Here is a 17,032-nt window from a genome sequence, read left to right on the forward strand (position 1 = left end):
GCGTCAGGTCCGGTCGTTCAGGAGACGCGCGGCATCGAGCGCGAAGTAGGTGAGGATGCCGTCGGCGCCCGCCCGCTTGAAGCACGTGAGTGTCTCGAGGACGATGCGGTCGTGGTCGAGCCAGCCGTTCTGGAAGGCGGCCGCGAGCATCGCGTACTCGCCGGACACCTGGTAGGCGAAGGTCGGCATGGCGAAGGTGTCCTTCAGCCGCCTGAGGATGTCGAGATACGGCATCCCGGGCTTCACCATGAGCATGTCGGCGCCTTCCGCGATGTCGAGCTCGGCCTCCCGGATCGCCTCGTCGGAATTCGCCGGATCCATCTGGTAGGTGCGCTTGTCGCCGCGCAGCGCCGAGGCCGAGCCGATCGCGTCGCGGAACGGGCCGTAATAGCCCGAGGCGTACTTGGCCGTGTACGACATGATCTGCGTCTCGTGGAGCCCGCACTCCTCGAGCGCTTCCCGGATGGCCGCCACGCGCCCGTCCATCATGTCGGAGGGTGCCACCACGTCGGCACCGGCCTCCGCCTGGACCTGGGCCTGACGGGCGAGCACCTCGACCGTCTCGTCGTTGAGGATGCAGCCGTCCCTGATCAGGCCGTCATGCCCGTGGCTCGTGTAAGGATCGAGCGCGACGTCGGTGATGATGCCGATTTCCGGCACGGCGTCCTTGATGGCGCGCACGGTGCGGCAGACGAGGTTGTCGGCGTTCAGGGCCTCGCTGCCGCGCTCGTCGCGCAGCGAGGCCGTGGTGTAGGGGAAGACCGCCACCGCGGGCACGCCGAGCCCGGCGGCTTCCTTCACCGCCTTCACCGCCTCGTCGATCGAATGGCGGAAGACCGAGGGCATGGAGGCTACGGGCTCGCGGACACCTTTGCCTTCCGTCACGAAGAACGGCCAGATGAGGTCGGAGGGCGACAGCTCGTGCTCGCGCACGAGGCGCCGCACCCAGTCGGCACGCCTGTTTCGCCGCGGCCGGACATGGCGGGTGACGCGCGCGGGCGCCTGCTCCTCCTGGCTCGTCGCCGCAACATGATGATGGTCCGCGCGCCGCGCTTCCACTTCCGGCCTCTCCTCTTCCGCTCTCTTGAGATGCGCCGCACGCTAGCACGCGAGGCACCGACGCCGGAAGGCGGCGCGACCCGCCGGGTGCCGCAGGAGGGCCGTCCTTGACGGGCCCCGGCGATTCTGCACCTTCTCGGGGTCACGGGAGGCAGCCGCACCCATGGACGAACCCCACATTCTCTTCGAACGCCGTGGCGTCGCCGGCATCGTCACGCTGAACCGCCCGAAGGCGCTGCACGCGCTCACGGGGGAGATGTGCAGGGCGATGCGGGCGGCTCTGGAGGAGTGGGCGCGGGACGAGGGGGTGCGCCTCGTGGTCGTGCGCGCGACGGGCGAGCGTGCCTTCTGTGCGGGCGGCGACATCCGCGCCACCTACGAGCTCGGCCGGGCAGGGCATCCTGGCGCGCTCGATCTCTTCCGGGAGGAGTATCGCAACAACGCCGCCGTGAAGCGCTTCCCGAAGCCCTATGTCGCGCTGATCGACGGCGTCGTGATGGGCGGCGGAGCGGGCATCTGCGTCCACGGCTCCCACCGCCTCGGCGGCGAGCGCACGCTCTTCGCCATGCCCGAGACGGGTATCGGCCTCTTTCCAGACGTGGGCGCCACCTTCTTCCTGCCGCGCATGCCGGGGAAGCTCGGCACCTATCTCGCCCTGACCGGGGCCCGCCTCGGACAGGCCGACGCGCTTTATTGCGGCGCTCTCACACACGCCGTGCCGGCGGCCGCCTTCGTGGCCCTGCTCGACGAGCTGGCGGAGCGCGGCGAGGTCGAGGCGGTGGTCGAGGAATTCGCCAGGCCTGCGCCCGAGGCGCCGCTCTCCCATCAAATGGCCACGATCGAGCGCTGCTTTGCCGCCGACACCGTGGAGGAGATTCTCCGGCGTCTCGACGCGGACGGCAACGACGCCTTCGCGGCAGGGGCCGCCGGCGCGATCCGCAAGCGCAGTCCGACGAGCCTGAAGCTCGCTTTGCGTCTCGTTCGCATGGGGGCGGATATGGACTTCGAGACATGCATGCGGACGGAGTTCCGCGTGACCAGCCGCCTCCTTCGAGGCCACGACTTCTATGAAGGCATTCGCGCCGTGCTGATCGACAAGGACAACGCTCCAGCCTGGAGCCCCGCGACCCTGGACGAGGTGTCGGAGGACGAGCTCGACCGGCACTTCGCGCCGTTGCCCGATGGCGAACTGCCGCTGCCCTGATGGCGATGCGAACCATCCGTCTTCCCCGCAGGGGCAAGCTTTCACCCGCCGGCATCCTGCTGTGGTACATGCGGGCGCTGGCCGTCTACTACTTCGTCAGCGGGCTCAACCACTGGGCGATGATCATCGGCCTGACGGGGGACTTCGGGGCGGCGCCGACGCACTGGCAGGTCGCACACATCTATTTCGCCGTCGTCGAACTCGCAGCCGCGCTCGGCCTCTGGTTCGGAGCTTCCTGGGGTGTCGCCGCGTGGCTGTTCTGCGCGGTGGCCGAGCTCGTGATGATGAACGGCTTCACGGAGCTCTTCGGCCAGAGCTGGCCGACGACCGTGTTCCACGCCGGCACGATCCTCGTCTATATCGGTCTGGCCTGGTGGTCGGGCTCGCCGGGCAACACCGGCGAGGTTCTGCGCCTGCCCGAGGATTAGCGCGGGCGGGTCCGGAGGCAATCCCCGCGGCCGCGGGGATGGTAACCGCGAAGTTGATGTTCCCGATATGACCCGCACCGCTTGGAGCGAACAGTAAACTATTAGAAAATCTGCACTTTATCGAAATTTAAGGCTGCCTTTTAAACCGCTCTTAGCGGCCTCGGCCTATTCTCTGTCTCAACGGTGGGAAAAACCACCACAGGGCACGTTGAACAGAGAGGCTTGAGACATGGGCATGGCTGTCGCCGGTGCGCGCACTCACGAGACCGAAGCCAACGAAGAGGAGCTTCGGCCCCACTACATGGAGGCGCTGACGCTGGTCGAGCGCCTCCACCGTCGGCTGCTGGACGTGATCAAGGACGAGTTCGACCGGCGCGGTCGCAACGATGTCAACAGCGTCCAGGCGCTTCTTCTCTACAATATCGGCGACTCCGAGGTGACCGCGAGCGAGCTCAGGACCCGCGGCTACTATCTCGGGTCGAACGTCTCGTACAACCTGAAGAAACTGGTCGAGGGCGGCTACATCCACCACCAGCGCTCGACGGTCGACCGGCGCGCGGTCCGCATCAGCCTGACCGAAAAGGGGCAGGAGGTGCACGACATCGTCGACATGGTCTACCGGCGGCACCTCTACTCGATGGAGAAGGTCGGGGGCCTGGGCGTCAGCGACTTCCAGACGCTCAACCGATCGCTCCAGAAGCTCGAGCGGTTCTGGACGGACCAGATCCTCTACCGTCTCTGACGGCGAGGCCGAGATGCTGACGGCCGGCTGCCGTCGCGGGTCCCTCTTCTGGGCCCCGCGAGGAGCCGGCCTTCAGCCGTTCGGTCAGCGCCCCTGCGAACCCGCCGTCGGGATTGCGATCTCCGGAGCATGTTCGATCGGCGCGGCCTCGTCGCTCAGGATCCGCCAGGCGAGGAGGACGATGACGAGGAGATAGAGCGCGCCGCCGACCACCCACATGACGAGGCCGGCGATCTGCTGGTCGTCGAGCGGCGAAAGCTGCCAGGCTTCCGCTCCGGCGGATAGCAGCGGATAGAAGCTCTGCGGCGCGAAGGTGAGGATGGCGCCCAGCAGGCCGGTATGCGCCGCCGTCGCGAGGAGCGAAAGCGCCGCCTGCGCCCGCCGCTTCGGCGCGTTGAGGTGCTCGCTCCAGAACCACACGGACGCGACGACGACGAGCGCGAACATCGCGAGATGCGCCGTCGGATCGAGGAGGACGGTCTCGTAGACGGTCGGGGCGTGCCAGAGCCAGACGAGCGCGCCATATGCGACGGCCGCGAGGCCCATCCACCGCCCGCCTGTGATGCTGCCTGCCCGGAAGCCTGCGGCCCGCGCCATCGCCTCGCCGGGCCGTGCGAGTGCGATCAGGGCCGGCGCGACGATCGTGAGCAGCATGAACTGCGCCATGTGCGCGGACACGAGCGTCGCCGCGAGCCGGCAGAGCGGCGAGACGAGGGCGACGACGAGCACGCCCCATCCGGCGAGGAACGCCGCCGTCCGCCCGTCCGCCCTGCGGTGGCCGAGGAGGAACAGCGCCAGCGCGACGAGAAGCGGCACCACCACCCAGGGAGAGAAGCTCCAGGCCTGCCACACCTCGCCAGGCCGCAGCACCGTCGCGAGGCAGAGTTCGAGGAGGCCGGGCGGCTCCGCCTGAGCAAGGGCGGGAAGAGGCGCCAGCGCCGCTGCCGCCGTCAGGCCGGCCGTGGCGATCATCCGATGTCCTCTCATGTGCGGTCTCCTTCGGTCAGTCTTCCGGATGCCGACGCCTCAGCCGCATGGCGGCAGGACGAGGATCGGCGCACCGAACCAGATCAGCGCGAGCGCGGCCGTGACGTTGACGATATGCGATAGTCGCGCCAGCACGATCTCGCCTGTTTCCTCGGGCCTTCGCCGGCTCTGCCCGATCGCCTTCCACTCCAGAACGCCGATCGCACCGAGGTGGATCAGCCACACGACGACGAGCAGGACGGTGAGGCCGGGCAGCCCGAGAATGTCGGGCAGGGTCGCGGCGGAGTGGCAGAAATAGCCTTGGACGGCATAGAGGACCGCGAAAGCTGCCGCCCACACGATCCAGCCGGAGAGGGCGAAGAGCAGGCGCCAGCCGCCGGTGATCGCTCTCGTGCTCATGACGGCAGCACCGCAGGAACGATGAACATGGCGATCCCGATGATGACGGCCGCGACGGCCGTGTAGCCCCACCACAGGCTCGCGATGCGTGTCTCGAGGCTGCGGACGGGAGAGACGTAGCCCCACGCGCAGCGCGTGGCGACGAAGGCGGAGATGATGCCGCCGACCAGGGCATGCAACGCGCCATAGCCGGCGAGTGCCGCGATGCCCGCCGCATAGGCATGGGCGGTGAGATCCTCGAGCCCGACCCAGGGAATCGCCACGAAGGCCGCCGCGGCGGCGAAGCCGCCGAAATAGCTCACGACGAGCCCGATCGCCCGCATGCCCTCACGTCCGGCCTCGTTGGCCAGCCGCGCGGCGCGCGCGCCGAGATAGCCGACGAGGCAGCCGCCTATGGCGAGGGCGGGGAGGAGCGGGCTCACCTCCAGCACGAAGGGAGGCGGCCAGTTCGGCGCGATCGTCTTCAGGTAGATGAAGCCGAAGATCAGCGACGCGAAGAGGTGCGCGTCCGCGACCAGCGTGAAGACGAGGCCCCACCATCCAGGTGCCTGCGGCAGGCCGGTGTGGGTGGGCAGGAGGTCGCCCTTCGGGCTGGCCGCGACGGGGACGGGGTCCGTCTTCGCACCGTTCGCCCAGGCCCAGGCGAGATAGACGCAGAGGGATAGCCCCGCGCCGACAGCCGCCATCCAGTAGACCTTGAGCAGGAAGGAGGCGAAGAAGATCGCCGTCGTCAGCCCGGCGATCAGCGGCAGGTATGTCGGTCCCGGCAGGAGGATGATGTAGTGCGGCCGGCCGCTCACCACGTCGACCGCCAGCGTCTCCCGCCAGCCGTTGCGCACCTCGCCGAGATAGTGCTTCCCGGCGGCGATCTCGCGGCCGAGATCCGGCTGGTTCCAGAGGGGATTGGGCCCCGTGATCTCCGGCTGGCTGCCGAAATTGTAGGTCGGCGACGGGATCGGCATCGCCCAGTCGAGCGTGTCGGCCTTCCAGGGGTTGCGCGGCGAGAGGCGGCCGAGGCGCCAGTAGATCAGCATGTCCATGAGAAACATCGCGAAGCCGATCGACAGGATGAAGCCACCGACCGACGAGACGAGGTTCGGGATGTCCCAGCCGAGCCCCGCCTCGTAGGTGTAGACCCGCCGGGGCATGCCGCGCAGGCCCGTCAGGTGCATGATGAAGAAGGTCAGGTTGAAGCCGATGAAGATGAACCAGAAGGCGTAGACGCCGAGCTTGCCCGACGGCGCGCGGCCGCTGACATGCGGAAGCCAGTAATAGGCCGCGGCGAGCATCGGAAAGACGAGCCCGCCGACCAGCACGTAGTGCATGTGCGCGACGACGAAATGCGTGTCGTGGACCTGCCAGTCGAACGGCACGAGCGCCACCATCACCCCGGTCAGCCCGCCCATGACGAAGACGATCAGGAACCCGAAGAGGTAGAGCATCGGCAGCTTCATCGCCGGTCGGCCGGCGAAGAGCGTCGCGATCCAGGCGAAGAACTGCACGCCCGTCGGGACCGCGACGAGCATGCTGGCGGCCGAGAAGAAGGCGAGGCCGAGATGCGGGATGCCCACCGTGTACATGTGGTGGACCCAGAGGCCGAAGCTGATGACCCCGGTCGCGACGATGGCCGCCACGATCATCGTGTAGCCGATGATCGGATGGCGGGCGAGCGGCGGGACCATCGTCGAGATCAGCGCCGCCCCGGGAAGGAAGATGATGTAGACCTCCGGATGGCCGAACAGCCAGAAAAGGTGCTGCCAGAGGATCGAGTCGCCGCCCCGCGCCGGGTCGAAGAAGGGCAGGCCGAAGGCGCGCTCGAGTTCGAGCAGGATCGAGCCGAGGATCAGCGGCGGGAATCCCGCGATGATCATGAAGGCCGTCACCAGCAGGTACCACCCGAAGAGCGGCATCCAGATGAGCTTCATCCCCGCCGTCCGCACCTTCAGAATCGTCACGACGATCTCGACGCCGATGGAAATGGCGGAGATCTCGACGAAGGTGATGCCGAGGAGCCAGATGTCGGAGCGGATGCCTGGCGAGTAGGGCTCGCTCGACAGCGGCGTGTACATGAACCAGCCGCTGTCGGGCCCGTGGCCGAGGAGCACCGCCAGGAGCACGATCGACCCGCCGAACAGGTAGCACCAGAAGCCGTAGGCCGAGAGCCTCGGGAAGGCGAGGTCGCGGGAGCCCAGAAGCTTCGGCAGGAGGTAGAGCGTGAAGCCCTCGATCAGCGGGATCGCGAACAGGAACATCATGAGTGTCCCGTGCGCGGTGAAGATCTGGTTGTAGATGTCGGGCCCGATGAAGTCGTTCGTCGCCGTGGCGAGCTGGGCCCGGATCAGCATCGACAGGATGCCTGCGACCACGAAGAAGAACAGGCTCGCGACGATGAACCGCAAGCCCACCGTCGTGTGATTGACTGCGGAGAGCTGTCCGAGGCCTGGCGGGGTTCCGAAGACCTTGGAAAGGCGGGCGTGGCGTTCCACGGCTTCCGTCTCGCTCTTCATCGGCCGCGCTCCTCGAGGAAGGCGGCGATCGCCTCGATCGTCTCTGGTTCAAGGTGATGGAAGGTGGGCATCAGGTTGCCGGGCTTGAGCGACTGGTGGGAGGAGAGCCACGTCCGCAGCCCTTCCGGGCCGTTGGCGATCGCGCCGGCTCCCAGGAAGGCGCGTTGGGAGAGGCCGGCGAGGCTCGGGCCTGGATCGGCTGCCGGTTGCGTCGCGTCGAGGCTGTGGCAGGCACTGCAGTTCTCGGCGAAGGCGGCGGCGCCGGCTCCGGCTCCCGCGTCGGCCCCCTCTGCGGAGCCGCCGCCGAGCCGCTCGAGATGGTCGAGATGGCCGTCGCCCTCGTGGGCGACGAGGCGCAGCACCATGCCGGCGTGCTGGAGGCCGCAGAACTCCGAACACTGGCCGCGATAGGTGCCGGGTTCGTCGGCCTCGATCCGCACGACATTGGTGTAGCCGGGCACGGCGTCGATCTTCGGGCCCATGCGCGGGATCCAGAAACTGTGGATGACGTCGGCGCTCGTGACGTGGACGTCTACGGGGCGGCCCGCCGGCACGTGGATCTCGTTCGCGTCGATCAGCGTCGCGCCGCCTTCTTGCGGGTAACGGATCTCCCACCACCACTGGTGGCCGACGACCTCGATCCGGTAGGGCTCGCGGCTGTCGCCGCGCGGCAGCAGCGCCTCGCCGAGCCACAGGCCGTAGACGAGGAGAGCGAGGACGGTGAGGGTCGGCCACGCGATCCCGCCGACGAGGATGAACGCCGTCAGCCCCTTGCCGGCGTGCCATGGCCGGCTGCTGGCGGCATAGAGCCCCAGGACGATCATGATCGCCAGGACGACGAGGGCGCCCCAGAACATCACCCACCAGATGTCGGCCACCGCGCCGGCCCCGCGACTGGCAGGCTCGAGGATCGACATCGGCCCGCCCGTGCAACCCGCCAGGGGAACCGCGAGCAAGATCGCCAGATTTACCGAGCGAGGGAAAGCCGCGCCAACCCCGCGGCAGCGCCGGCGAAAGGCAGGAAACACATGGAAATCTTCAAGGAGACGACGAGCAAGGGCACGGGCACGAAGATCGCCCTGCTCGAACATCCGCTGCACCCGATGACCGTGACGTTCCCGATCGCCTTCGTGATCTCGCTGCTGCCGAGCGACATCGCGTATCTCTATCTCGGCGACCCGTTCTGGGCGCGCGTCTCGCTCTGGCTTGCGGGGGCAGGCGCCTTCAGCGCGATGATCGCGGGCGTCGTCGGGACGGGCGAGCTGCTGTCCGTCTCGGCCATCCGCCGTCGCGCGGCCGCCTGGAACCACTTCGTCGCGGCGGTGGTGATGATCTCGGTCGTCTGGGCGAACTGGGTGATGCGCCTGCCCGACCACGAAGCCGCGATCTACCCGTGGGGCATCGCGCTGTCCGCTCTGGGCGCGCTTCTGGTGGCCCTCGCCGGCTGGCTGGGCGGTGATCTTGTGTTCGAGCATCTCGTGGGGACGGGAGAGGAAACCGAGGAGGAAGAGGAGGCGGACGCGGAGGCGGCCGAGCAGAGGGCGTGAGCTCATATCGGCTTCCCCAGCACCATCACGAGGATGCCTGGGATCAGCAGCGCCGGCACGACCATCAGGGCGCGCTGGGCAGCGGGAGACCACATCGCCGGCCCGCTGCGCAGCTTGTCGACCATGTGCCCGCACAGGATGTGGAAGCCCATCATCATGCCAACCAGCGTCAGCTTGACGACGAGCCAGCCGCCATACGCGTCGTTCACATAGATGAGAGCGCCGCCCGACACGATCGCCAGGATGGCGGCAGGGGATGTCACGCCGAGATAGGTTAGGCGCGTCATCAGGCGGAGGCGGCGGAAATGCTCCCCCGTCCTCACGTGGTGGGCGGCGAACAGGCCCGGCAGGTAGAAGAGCCCCGCCGCCCAGATCAGGATCGTCGAGACGTGAATGGCCTTGAGCCAGACCGTAGCGGCTTCCAATGCTCCAACGCCCCCTGCCTGCGACACCACCAGCGTGCTTCGGAAACTATGGCACTCGCGCGTCCTATCAACCGCTCGCGTTGTCGGTCGCCGTACGCTCCGCGGATCCGCCAGGCGCGGGCCGGCCGCGGTGTCGGTTGCCCGGAACGGGCGAGTGCGTCATCCTTGCAACGGCTTGAATCAACCGAGATCACCGGAAGATAGCATCTTCGCGAGCGCCTTAATCAGGCCACCATCCATTGCTGTTCGTTAACCAGCGCATGGTACGGATCGAACAGCCCGAGCCAGGTGTGGCGCAGGACCTTCGATCCTGCTGGTCAAGTTTCAATGGTCTCCTCAGGTGGTAACGAGAAAAATGACGAAGACATTCTCGCGCGCGACCGTCCTGTTCGTGTCTGTGGTCGCCTGCGGCATGGCCGCGGCGCCGGCTGCTGCGCAGAGCGGCTTCGGATCATGGCTGGGCGGCAACCGCAATGCCGCCCCCGCGCAGCCCGTCGGCGTGGCGCAGGCCTTCGACACGGGGGCGGCCGAGTGGAGCGATCGCTTCGATCCGGCCTCCGCGAGCACCTATGCCACGGCGGACGCGAGGCAACCCACGCTGAGCCCACGCACCGCCGGCTCCATTCAGCAGGCCATCCTGAACTATCGCCAGATCGCCTATAATGGTGGCTGGGGCAGGGTCCCCGGCGACCAGGTGCTGCGCGTCGGCGTGAAGAGCCCGAATGTCGCGGCACTGCGCCAGCGCCTGATCGGGAGCGGAGACCTGCACGCCTCGGCCGGTCTCGCCGACACGTTCGACTCCTACGTCGATGCGGCAGTGAAGCGCTTCCAGAAGCGGCACGGCCTGCTGGCGGACGGCATCGTCGGCGGCTCCACGCTCGAGGCGATGAACGTGTCGGTCGAGGAGCGCATCCAGCAGCTCGAGATGAACCTCGTCCGCGTGCACTCGATGGGCGGCGATCTCGGCGAGCGCTACGTCCTCGTGAACATCCCCGCCGCCGAGGTCGAGGCGGTCGAGAACGGCTACGTGGCAGGGCGCTACACGGCGGTCGTCGGCAAGCCCGATCGCGCGTCCCCGATCCTCACCGACCAGATCGACTACATCAGCTTCAACCCCTTCTGGACGGTGCCGAAGAGCATCATCCGCAAGGACATCATTCCGCAGATGCAGAAGGATCCGGAGTACCTGACGAATTACCGGATCCGCATCTATGACGGGCGCGGCAACGAGATCGATCCGAAGTCGGTCGACTGGTATTCCGACGAGGCCGTGGCGTACATGCTGCGGCAGGATCCGGGCGACTTCAACTCGCTCGGGTCGATCCGGATCAACTTCCCGAACGAGCATTCCGTCTATCTGCACGACACGCCGCAGACGAGCCTGTTCGGCACGAACGACCGCTTTCACTCCTCCGGCTGCGTGCGGGTGCAGAACGTGCGCCACCTCGTCTCCTGGCTGCTCGCCCCGAACGGCGAGGACTGGAGCCGCAACCGCATCGACGGCGCCGTCCGCAGCGGCGAGTATGCCGACGTGACGCTGAAGTACCGCACGCCGATCTACTTCTCCTACATCACGGCCTGGGCCGACGATTCCGGCACCGTGCAGTTCCGTCCCGACATCTACGACCGCGACGGCAACCAGTCCGCCACGGTCGCGACGACGAACGGCTGATGAACCGCGGGAGCGGGCGCCCTCCCGCCGGAGACGCGCCCGCCACCGGCGAGATCTACCTCGAGTACCAGGTGCTCGGGGGGCAGATGAGGGTGGCGGCGATCGACGCCGCCACGGGGCATGAGGTGACGCTGGTCGTGCCTCCGAACCTTCCCGAGGCCGACATCGTCCGCCTCGCCCGCCGGAAGCTCGAGATGCGCCGCGCATCGCGTCCGGACAAGCCTGAGCCATCTGCCCCGGGATCGCGAGGGCGCCTCGCCTGAGGCTGCACCGCCTGTCGCGAGCGGCCATCCACCTCCGACGATTTTCGGCTGAGCCCCTGATCCGCAAGCATTATCTGCGGTGATACGGGTCTCTGGTATACCAGGCTTGTGTTTGCTCCCGTCTCGCCCGTATTGTATTGGGATGGCCGGCGGCGATGGTCCGCCGAAGCCAGTGCCGCCGGCCGCCGCGAACGGCGCCGCTACTTGGCGAAAGGGAGAACATGTCCGTCACAGAGCAAGTCGACAGCGCCACCAGGACCTTCTTCGAGGGAAGCCTGGCGGACACCGATCCGGAGATCATGCGGGCGATCAGGGGCGAGCTCTCGCGGCAGCGCGACGAGATCGAGCTGATCGCGTCGGAGAACATCGTTTCCCGCGCCGTCATGGAGGCGCAGGGGTCGGTTCTCACGAACAAGTATGCCGAGGGCTATCCCGGCCGCCGCTACTATGGCGGCTGCCAGTGGGTCGACGTGGCGGAGGAGCTGGCGCGCGACCGCGCGAAGAAGCTCTTCGGCTGCGAGTTCGTCAACGTGCAGCCCCACTCGGGCGCACAGGCGAACGCCGCCGTCTTCATGGCGCTGCTGTCGCCCGGCGACAAGTTCATGGGGCTGAGCCTCGCGGCCGGCGGTCACCTGACGCATGGCGCCCCCGTCTCGATGTCCGGCAAGTGGTTCAATCCCGTCGCCTATCCGGTGCGCGAGGACGACCAGCAGATCGACTACGACGAGATGGCGCGCATCGCCCGCGAGGAGAAGCCGAAGCTCATCATCGCCGGCGGCTCTGCCTACCCGCGGACGCTCGACTTCGCCCGCTTCCGCGAGATCGCCGATTCGGTCGGGGCCTTCCTGATGGTCGACATGGCCCATATCGCCGGGCTCGTCGCGGCGGGCGCTCATCCGAGCCCGATCCCGCACGCTCACGTCGTCACCACCACCACGCACAAGACCCTGCGCGGGCCTCGCGGCGGCATGGTGCTGACGAATGACGGCGACATCGCCAAGAAGATCAACTCGGCGGTGTTCCCGGGCCTTCAGGGCGGCCCGCTGATGCACGTCATCGCGGCGAAGGCGGTCGCGTTCGGCGAGGCGCTGCAGCCGGAGTTCAAGGCCTATTCGCGCCAGATCATCGAGAACGCGCGCGTCCTCGCCGGCTCGCTGAGCGAGGCGGGGCTCGACCTCGTCGCCGGCGGCACCGACACGCATCTCATGCTTGTCGATCTCAGGCCGTTCTCGATCACCGGCAAGGCCGCGGAGGCAGCCCTCAGCCGGGCCCACATCACCTGCAACAAGAACGGCATCCCCTTCGACCCCGAGAAGCCCGCCGTCACGTCCGGTATTCGCCTCGGCACGCCGGCCGGCACGACGCGCGGCTTCGGCGCGGCGGAGTTCCGGCACATCGGCGAGCTGATCGGCCAGACGCTGACGGGCTTGCGCGAGTCGGGCGAAGAGGGCAACGAGAAGGTCGAGGCAGAAGTCCGCGATCAGGTGATCGAACTGTGCAGGCGGTTCCCCATCTATCCGGACTGAGGGCCTGACGCCCAACCGTTCGGAGATACGGCCATGCGCTGTCCCTATTGCGGGTCGCTCGCCACCCAGGTGAAGGACTCCCGTCCCGCAGAGGACAGCGCCGCGATCAGGCGCCGCCGCGTCTGCCCGGACTGCGGCGGCCGCTTCACGACGTTCGAGCGCGTGCAGCTTCGCGAGCTCACTGTCGCGAAGCGCTCGGGACGGCGGGTGCCGTTCGACCGCGACAAGCTGATGCGGTCGGTGCAGATCGCCCTGCGCAAGCGGCCCGTCGAGCAGGAGCGCGTCGAGAGGCTCGTCAGCGGCATCGTGCGCCGGCTCGAGAGCTCGGGCGAAAGCGAGGTCGCGACCGACCAGATCGGCAAGCTCGTCATGGAGGGCCTGCGGTCGCTCGACGACGTCGCCTATGTCCGCTACGCCTCCGTTTACAAGAACTTCCGCGAGGCTAAGGACTTCGAGGAGTTTCTTGGCGAATTGTCCGAGCCGGGCGAGCCGGTCGAGGACGAGCCGGACCTCTAGCTCTCCGCACTCTGATGGGCCCCGCAGATTCCGACAGCGTCAACGATGCGCGGTTCCTCGCCGCCGCCATCCGGCTCGGCTCCCGCTGGCGCGGCGATGCGGGGCCGAACCCCGCCGTCGGTGCGCTCGTCGTGCGCGATGACGGCGACGGGCCGGTGGTCGTCGGGCGCGGCGCGACCGCACGCGGCGGACGACCCCACGCGGAGACGATCGCGCTCCAGGAGGCCGGCGAGACGGCGAGGGGGGCCACGCTCTACGTGTCTCTCGAGCCATGTTCCCATTGGGGACGCACGCCTCCGTGCTCCGGCCGTATCGTCGAGGCGGGCATAGCCCGCGTCGTGAGCGCGCTCGATGATCCCGACCCCCGGGTCGGCGGGCGCGGCCATGCGATGATGCGCGAGGCGGGTATCGAGGTGTCGGTCGGTCTCCTGGCAGACGAGGCCGAGCGGGCCAACAGGGGTTTCCTGACGCGGATCCGGCACGGACGCCCCGCCGTGACGCTGAAGATGGCCGTCAGCGCCGACGGCATGATCGCGGGGGCGAACGGTCGCACGGTCGCGATCACCGGCGCCGACGCGCTCGCAAGCTCTCATATGCTGAGGGCCAGCCACGACGCGATCCTGATCGGCATCGGCACCGCGCTCGCCGACGACCCTCGGCTGACCTGCCGGCTTCCGGGCATGGCCGACCGGTCTCCCGTCCGCGTGCTGCTCGACGGGACCTTGCGCCTGCCGCCGCAGGCGAGGCTTCTGGAGGGTGCGCCGGGGGTGCCGCTCATCGTGTTCGCGAGACCCGACGCCTCGCCCGAGGCGGAGGCGCGCCTCGCTGCGCGCGGGGCGGAGGTTCGGCGGGTGGCGTGCGACGCGGCGGGGCACCCCGACCTCCGCGAGGTGTTGCGCACGCTGGCGGAACGCGAATTGGGCCGGGTCCTCGTCGAGGGCGGCGCGGCCGTGTATCGTTCGGTGCTCGCCGCGGAGGTCGCGGACGAGGTGGTGGTCTTCCGCTCGCCCGACGCGCTCGGCGCGGACGGCATGGCTGCGCTCGCACCGCCGGGGCTTGCTCAATTCGAGGAGGTCGCTAAATACAGGCGGCTCTCGACCTCAGCGCGCGGTCGCGACCTCATGACCCATTACGAGCGCGCCGTCTCTCTCCAAGAGTAGCCGATCATGTTCACCGGTCTCGTCAGCGATGTGGGAGCCGTCGTCGCGCGCCACGAGGCGGGCGACGTCGCCCGCTTCACGATCGCCTGCCGGTATCCCGCATCGGACATCGGTCTCGGCGCCTCGATCGCCTGCGACGGCTGCTGCCTGACCGCGACCGCCGTCCGCGAGGACGGCGAGGGCGCAACGGAGTTCGAGGTCGACGTGTCTCCGGAGACCCTGCGACTGACGACGCTCGGGGACTGGCGCGTGGGAACCCGCGTGAACCTCGAGCGCTCCCTCAGGGTGGGCGACGAGCTCGGCGGCCACATCGTTTCAGGTCATGTCGACGGCGTGGCCGTGCTCGCGGAGAGGGTGGACGACGGAGAGACCTCGCGCTTCACCTTCGAGGCGCCGCCGGAACTCGCGCGGTTCATTGCGGCGAAGGGGTCGGTGGCCCTCAACGGCACCTCGCTGACGGTGAACGGCGTGGAAGGCGCGCGCTTCTGGCTCACCCTCATTCCGCACACCCTCGCCGCGACGACGTGGGGCGGCATGCGGGACGGAGACGGGGCGAACCTGGAAATCGACATGCTCGCGCGATATGTGGCGCGGCTTCGGGAAATGGAGTGAACATGGACGGCACAGGGCCGAGGGTCCTCGTCATCGAGGCCCGCTTCTATCCGGAACTGGCGGACGAGCTCTACGCGGGGGCGGCCGACGTGCTGTCCGCCTACGACGCGCAGATCGAGCGCGTCACCGTGCCCGGCGTGCTCGAGATCCCGGCGGCGCTCGCCTATGCGATCGAAGGCACGAGCGGCGAGTTCGACCGCGGCTACAACGCCTTCGTCCTGCTCGGCTGCGTCATCAGGGGCGAGACGAGCCACTACGACATCGTTGCGGGCGAGTCGGCCCGCGCCGTGATGGATCTTGCGGTGAAGCATCGCCTCTGCCTCGGGAACGGCATCCTGACGGTGGAGGACAGCGAGCAGGCATGGGAGCGCGCCGACCGCCGCAAGAAGGACAAGGGCGGAGCGGCCGCGCGCGCCGCGCTCGACATGATGTCGGTGCGGGCGAGCCTGATCGGTGACGACTGATGGCTGACGAGCCCCGAAAGGACAAACCTGGCCAGCGACGCCCGAACCGGAGGAGCGCGGCGCGTCTCGTCGCGGTGCAGGCGCTCTACCAGATGGACGTGGGCGGTCGCGATCTCCTCGAGACGCTGGCGGAGTTCGAGAGCAGGCGCCTCGCCGACGAGGTCGCCGAGGACGAGATGGTGCCGCCGGACGTGAACTTCCTCCGGGACCTCCTGCGCGGCGTCGTCGCCGAGCAGCGGAAAGTCGACGCGGAGGTGAACCGCGTGCTGGCGGAGGGGTGGCCGCTCAAGCGTCTCGACGTCACGCTTCGCGCCATCCTTCGGGCCGCCGGGTACGAGCTGCTGATGCGGCGCGACGTGCCCGTTCGCGCGATCATCTCCGAGTATGTCGACATCGCACGCGCGTTCTTCGAGGAGGGCGAGGAGCCGTCCTTCGCGAACGCCGTGCTCGACACGCTGGGCCGCCGCATCCGGGCCGACGAGTTTCCGGCCGGTCGGGCGTGAGTATGGCGGCCGTCGACGAGCACGAGCTGATCTCCCGCTTCTTCCGGCCGCTCGCCGGCCGCGCCGGCACCTTCGATCTGACGGACGATGCCGCGAGCCTCGCGCCGCCGGACGGCTGCGATCTCGTGCTGACGAAGGACGGCATCGCCGCCGGCTACCACTTCCTGCCGGACGAAACGCCGGGCAACATCGCCCGCAAGGCCTTGCGGGTGAACCTCTCCGACCTCGCCGCGAAGGGCGCCCGGCCGCTCGGCTACCTCATGCTCCTGGGTCTCGGCGCCCGCTGGGAAGAGGCGTGGCTGTCGGAGTTCACGGCCGCACTGGCCGCCGATCAGTCGACCTACGGGATCGACCTCCTGGGCGGGGACACGATTCGCGCAGACGGCCTCGTCGTCTCGATCACGGCGATCGGGACCGTCCCGAAGGGCGCGATGGTGCGTCGAAGCGGGGCGCGGCCCGGAGACCGGATCTACGTCACCGGCACGATCGGTGACGCGGCACTGGGCCTTCTCGCCGCCACCGCGGACAGCCGGCTCGGTCACCTCGACGAGGGGCACCGCCGGCATCTCCTCGACCGCTACAGCGTGCCGCAGCCGCGGACCGGACTGGCCGACGCGCTCCGCCGTCACGCCACCGCCGCCCTGGACGTCTCCGACGGTCTCGCGGGCGATCTCGACAAGCTCTGCAAGGTCTCCGGCGTCGGCGCCGCCGTCGATCTCGATCACGTTCCGCTCTCGCCGGCGGTTCGTGCCGCCGCGGCGCAGGATCCCGCGATGCTGGAGCTCGCGGTGACCGGCGGGGACGACTACGAGATCCTCTGTGCCATCCCCCCGGAGGCATCAGAGGCGTTCGAGAAGGTTGCCACCGACGCAGGCACCCCGGTCACGGCGATCGGCGAGATCCGCGACGGGGAGGGCCCCGCGATGTTCCATCGTGGCGGCACGCCGAGCGGGTTCTCCAGGCGCTCCTTCAGCCACACGGGCTGAGCGCGGCAGGTGCGCGGAACTACGGCTTGTCC

Annotated in this window: 19 protein-coding genes; 13 read left to right on the plus strand and 6 right to left on the minus strand. The window is 68.6% G+C overall.

Annotated features, from left to right (window positions below):
• Positions 1–3 precede the first annotated feature (3 nt).
• The gene (gene hemB, locus N177_RS16035) at positions 4–1,059 is read right to left on the minus strand and encodes a porphobilinogen synthase (protein ID WP_023433438.1); all 1,056 of its coding nucleotides are present in this window, start codon (positions 1,057–1,059) and stop codon (positions 4–6) included.
• A 163-nt stretch (positions 1,060–1,222) separates the two neighbouring features.
• Here hemB and N177_RS16040 point away from each other — a divergent pair, with 163 nt between their 5' ends.
• From N177_RS16040 to ldtR, 3 genes are all read left to right on the plus strand, one after another.
• Entirely contained in the window at positions 1,223–2,263 is a 1,041-nt protein-coding gene (locus tag N177_RS16040; protein ID WP_023433440.1) for an enoyl-CoA hydratase/isomerase family protein, read from the plus strand.
• Positions 2,263–2,691, plus strand: coding sequence for a DUF6163 family protein (locus N177_RS16045; RefSeq protein ID WP_023433441.1), 429 nt, complete (start codon positions 2,263–2,265; stop codon positions 2,689–2,691). Before N177_RS16040 ends, N177_RS16045 begins: the two co-directional genes overlap by 1 nt.
• A gap of 235 nt (positions 2,692–2,926) precedes the next feature.
• Entirely contained in the window at positions 2,927–3,433 is a 507-nt protein-coding gene (gene ldtR, locus N177_RS16050; protein WP_051402458.1) for a transcriptional regulator LdtR, read from the plus strand.
• Positions 3,434–3,517: 84 nt separating this feature from the next.
• Here the strand turns inward: ldtR and N177_RS16055 are convergent, their stop codons facing one another.
• From N177_RS16055 to N177_RS16070, 4 genes are read right to left on the minus strand one after another with little or no spacing between them, the layout of a single operon-like run.
• Entirely contained in the window at positions 3,518–4,420 is a 903-nt protein-coding gene (locus N177_RS16055; RefSeq protein ID WP_081718596.1) for a cytochrome c oxidase assembly protein, read from the minus strand.
• A gap of 39 nt (positions 4,421–4,459) precedes the next feature.
• On the minus strand, positions 4,460–4,819 hold the full coding sequence (locus tag N177_RS16060) for a hypothetical protein (protein ID WP_023433444.1): 360 nt from the start codon (positions 4,817–4,819) through the stop codon (positions 4,460–4,462).
• Positions 4,816–7,326 carry a cytochrome c oxidase subunit I gene (gene ctaD / locus N177_RS16065; RefSeq protein ID WP_023433445.1) on the minus strand — a complete coding sequence of 837 codons (2,511 nt, stop codon included), beginning with the start codon at positions 7,324–7,326 and terminating at the stop codon, positions 4,816–4,818. Before ctaD ends, N177_RS16060 begins: the two co-directional genes overlap by 4 nt.
• Positions 7,323–8,243, minus strand: coding sequence for a cytochrome c oxidase subunit II (locus tag N177_RS16070; protein ID WP_023433446.1), 921 nt, complete (start codon positions 8,241–8,243; stop codon positions 7,323–7,325). Before N177_RS16070 ends, ctaD begins: the two co-directional genes overlap by 4 nt.
• A gap of 111 nt (positions 8,244–8,354) precedes the next feature.
• On the opposite strand from N177_RS16070, the gene N177_RS16075 reads away from it, so the two are divergent.
• Positions 8,355–8,873, plus strand: a complete 519-nt coding sequence (locus N177_RS16075) for a DUF2231 domain-containing protein (protein ID WP_023433447.1) — start codon at positions 8,355–8,357, stop codon at positions 8,871–8,873.
• A gap of 2 nt (positions 8,874–8,875) precedes the next feature.
• Here N177_RS16075 and N177_RS16080 read toward each other — a convergent pair whose 3' ends face one another.
• Positions 8,876–9,298 carry a CopD family protein gene (locus N177_RS16080; RefSeq protein ID WP_023433448.1) on the minus strand — a complete coding sequence of 141 codons (423 nt, stop codon included), beginning with the start codon at positions 9,296–9,298 and terminating at the stop codon, positions 8,876–8,878.
• Between the two features lie 412 nt (positions 9,299–9,710).
• Here N177_RS16080 and N177_RS16085 point away from each other — a divergent pair, with 412 nt between their 5' ends.
• The 9 genes from N177_RS16085 (at position 9,711) to thiL (ending at position 17,000) form a co-directional block, all read left to right on the plus strand.
• Positions 9,711–10,970: a L,D-transpeptidase family protein gene (locus tag N177_RS16085; protein ID WP_425280805.1), complete on the plus strand. Its 1,260-nt coding sequence runs from the start codon at positions 9,711–9,713 to the stop codon at positions 10,968–10,970.
• The gene (locus N177_RS16090; protein ID WP_023433450.1) at positions 10,970–11,233 is read left to right on the plus strand and encodes a DUF6898 family protein; all 264 of its coding nucleotides are present in this window, start codon (positions 10,970–10,972) and stop codon (positions 11,231–11,233) included. Before N177_RS16085 ends, N177_RS16090 begins: the two co-directional genes overlap by 1 nt.
• Positions 11,234–11,454: 221 nt before the next feature.
• On the plus strand, positions 11,455–12,759 hold the full coding sequence (gene glyA, locus N177_RS16095) for a serine hydroxymethyltransferase (RefSeq protein ID WP_023433451.1): 1,305 nt from the start codon (positions 11,455–11,457) through the stop codon (positions 12,757–12,759).
• Positions 12,760–12,792: 33 nt separating this feature from the next.
• The gene (gene nrdR / locus N177_RS16100) at positions 12,793–13,275 is read left to right on the plus strand and encodes a transcriptional regulator NrdR (protein WP_023433452.1); all 483 of its coding nucleotides are present in this window, start codon (positions 12,793–12,795) and stop codon (positions 13,273–13,275) included.
• A 14-nt stretch (positions 13,276–13,289) separates the two neighbouring features.
• Positions 13,290–14,435: a bifunctional diaminohydroxyphosphoribosylaminopyrimidine deaminase/5-amino-6-(5-phosphoribosylamino)uracil reductase RibD gene (gene ribD / locus N177_RS16105; protein WP_023433453.1), complete on the plus strand. Its 1,146-nt coding sequence runs from the start codon at positions 13,290–13,292 to the stop codon at positions 14,433–14,435.
• Positions 14,436–14,441: 6 nt separating this feature from the next.
• Positions 14,442–15,047: a riboflavin synthase gene (locus N177_RS16110; protein WP_023433454.1), complete on the plus strand. Its 606-nt coding sequence runs from the start codon at positions 14,442–14,444 to the stop codon at positions 15,045–15,047.
• Between the two features lie 2 nt (positions 15,048–15,049).
• Entirely contained in the window at positions 15,050–15,511 is a 462-nt protein-coding gene (ribH, locus tag N177_RS16115) for a 6,7-dimethyl-8-ribityllumazine synthase (protein ID WP_023433455.1), read from the plus strand.
• The gene (gene nusB, locus N177_RS16120) at positions 15,511–16,014 is read left to right on the plus strand and encodes a transcription antitermination factor NusB (RefSeq protein WP_040485952.1); all 504 of its coding nucleotides are present in this window, start codon (positions 15,511–15,513) and stop codon (positions 16,012–16,014) included. Before ribH ends, nusB begins: the two co-directional genes overlap by 1 nt.
• Positions 16,015–16,016: 2 nt before the next feature.
• Positions 16,017–17,000 (plus strand): thiamine-phosphate kinase, encoded by a 984-nt coding sequence (gene thiL / locus N177_RS16125; protein WP_023433457.1) that lies wholly within the window; start codon positions 16,017–16,019, stop codon positions 16,998–17,000.
• Positions 17,001–17,032 lie beyond the last annotated feature (32 nt).

This window comes from Lutibaculum baratangense AMV1, assembly GCF_000496075.1.
In the GTDB taxonomy this organism is placed as follows: Bacteria; Pseudomonadota; Alphaproteobacteria; order Rhizobiales; family Tepidamorphaceae; genus Lutibaculum; species Lutibaculum baratangense.

Coding starts and splice junctions, on each gene's coding strand:
- N177_RS16040 (WP_023433440.1), top strand. CDS start 1,223: ATGGACGAACCCCACATTCTCTTCGAACGCCGTGGCGTCGCCGGCATC.
- N177_RS16045 (WP_023433441.1), top strand. CDS start 2,263: ATGGCGATGCGAACCATCCGTCTTCCCCGCAGGGGCAAGCTTTCACCC.
- ldtR (WP_051402458.1), top strand. CDS start 2,927: ATGGCTGTCGCCGGTGCGCGCACTCACGAGACCGAAGCCAACGAAGAG.
- N177_RS16055 (WP_081718596.1), bottom strand. CDS start 4,420: ATGAGAGGACATCGGATGATCGCCACGGCCGGCCTGACGGCGGCAGCG.
- N177_RS16060 (WP_023433444.1), bottom strand. CDS start 4,819: ATGAGCACGAGAGCGATCACCGGCGGCTGGCGCCTGCTCTTCGCCCTC.
- ctaD (WP_023433445.1), bottom strand. CDS start 7,326: ATGAAGAGCGAGACGGAAGCCGTGGAACGCCACGCCCGCCTTTCCAAG.
- N177_RS16070 (WP_023433446.1), bottom strand. CDS start 8,243: ATGTCGATCCTCGAGCCTGCCAGTCGCGGGGCCGGCGCGGTGGCCGAC.
- N177_RS16075 (WP_023433447.1), top strand. CDS start 8,355: ATGGAAATCTTCAAGGAGACGACGAGCAAGGGCACGGGCACGAAGATC.
- N177_RS16085 (WP_425280805.1), top strand. CDS start 9,711: ATGGCCGCGGCGCCGGCTGCTGCGCAGAGCGGCTTCGGATCATGGCTG.
- N177_RS16090 (WP_023433450.1), top strand. CDS start 10,970: ATGAACCGCGGGAGCGGGCGCCCTCCCGCCGGAGACGCGCCCGCCACC.
- glyA (WP_023433451.1), top strand. CDS start 11,455: ATGTCCGTCACAGAGCAAGTCGACAGCGCCACCAGGACCTTCTTCGAG.
- nrdR (WP_023433452.1), top strand. CDS start 12,793: ATGCGCTGTCCCTATTGCGGGTCGCTCGCCACCCAGGTGAAGGACTCC.
- ribD (WP_023433453.1), top strand. CDS start 13,290: ATGGGCCCCGCAGATTCCGACAGCGTCAACGATGCGCGGTTCCTCGCC.
- N177_RS16110 (WP_023433454.1), top strand. CDS start 14,442: ATGTTCACCGGTCTCGTCAGCGATGTGGGAGCCGTCGTCGCGCGCCAC.
- ribH (WP_023433455.1), top strand. CDS start 15,050: ATGGACGGCACAGGGCCGAGGGTCCTCGTCATCGAGGCCCGCTTCTAT.
- nusB (WP_040485952.1), top strand. CDS start 15,511: ATGGCTGACGAGCCCCGAAAGGACAAACCTGGCCAGCGACGCCCGAAC.
- thiL (WP_023433457.1), top strand. CDS start 16,017: ATGGCGGCCGTCGACGAGCACGAGCTGATCTCCCGCTTCTTCCGGCCG.